Raw genomic sequence first — 1,461 nt, forward strand, 5'->3', positions numbered from 1 at the left:
ACGGCGGGGATGATGCCGGCCGCGCCGTTCGTCGGGGCCGTCACCACGCGTCCGCCCGCCGCGTTCTCCTCGTTCACGGCCATCGCGTAGAGCGTGATCCACTCCATGGAGCGGGCCAACGGGTCGCCCTCCGCCCGGAGCTGGCGGGCGGAGACGGCCGCGCGACGGCGTACGCGCAGCCCGCCGGGCAGGATGCCCTCGCGGGTCATGCCGCGTGAGACGCAGGCCTGCATCACCCGCCAGATGTCGAGGAGCCCGGAGCGGATCTCCTTCTCCGTGCGCCAGGCCCGCTCGTTCTCCAGCATCAGCGCGGAGATCGACAGGCCCGTCTCCTTCGTCAGGCGCAGCAGCTCGTCGCCCGTGCGGAAGGGGTACTTGAGGGCCGTGTCGTCGAGTTTGATGCGGTCCGCGCCGACCGCCTCCTCGTCGACCACGAAGCCGCCGCCGACGGAGTAGTACGTCTTCGACGTCAGCTCCGTGCCCGCCTCGTCGTACGCCCAGAGGGTCATGCCGTTGGCGTGGTACGGCAGTGTCTCGCGGCGGTGGAGGACCAGATCCTTGTCGAAGTCGAAGGCGATCTCGTGGTCGTCGAGGAGACGGATACGGCCCGACTCCTTGATGGCCTCCACCCGGCCGTCCGCCGACTCGACGTCCACCGTGCGCGGTGAGGCGCCCTCCAGGCCCAGGAGTACGGCCTTGGGGGTGCCGTGGCCGTGGCCGGTCGCGCCCAGCGAGCCGTACAGCTCGACGCGTACCGAGGCGACCTCGCCCAGCAGTTCCTCGTTGCGCAGCCGACGGGCGAACATCCGGGCGGCCCGCATCGGGCCGACCGTGTGGGAGCTGGACGGGCCGATGCCGATCGAGAACAGGTCGAAGACCGAGATGGCCACGGTGACTCCTCAGAACGGGGGAGGGTTGTGCGGGGGGTCGGGCACCGCGCTCACCGTCCAGTGTGCGCGGCGCCCGCGACGTACGGGACTACGGGCCCGTGAAGCCGGGGTTACGGGTACGGGCGAGCCCCGGGCCGGGGGCGGGTCGCGACCCCGGCCGAGTGCCCAGCGGTTACTTGCCCAGCCCCGGGTACAGCGGGTGCTTGTCGGCGAGGGCCTTCACGCGGGTTTTCAGTGCTTCGGTGTCGTAGGTCGGCTTGAGTGTTTCGGCGATGATGTCGGCGACCTCGGTGAAGTCGTCGGTGGTGAAGCCGCGGGTGGCGAGGGCGGGGGTGCCGATGCGCAGGCCGGAGGTGACCATCGGCGGGCGGGGGTCGTTGGGGACGGCGTTGCGGTTGACGGTGATGCCGACCTCGTGGAGACGGTCCTCGGCCTGCTGCCCGTCCAGGTCGGAGGCGCGCAGGTCGACCAGGATCAGGTGGACGTCGGTGCCGCCGGACAGCACGTTGATGCCGGCCTCGCGGGCGTCCGGCGCCGTGAGCCGCTCGGCCAGGATCCGCGCGCCCTCGAC

General features: G+C 71.6%; 1 protein-coding gene and 1 pseudogene. Both read right to left on the minus strand.

The window, feature by feature from the left end; translation table 11 throughout:
• The coding region (locus tag ACWD26_RS44085) for an L-serine ammonia-lyase (protein ID WP_451279408.1) at positions 1 to 890 on the minus strand (890 nt) is incomplete at its 3' end.
• 172 nt (positions 891 to 1,062) lie between these two features.
• A pseudogene (locus tag ACWD26_RS44090) lies at positions 1,063 to 1,461 on the minus strand (serine hydroxymethyltransferase); the annotation flags it as partial.

This window comes from Streptomyces sp. NPDC002787, assembly GCF_053592095.1.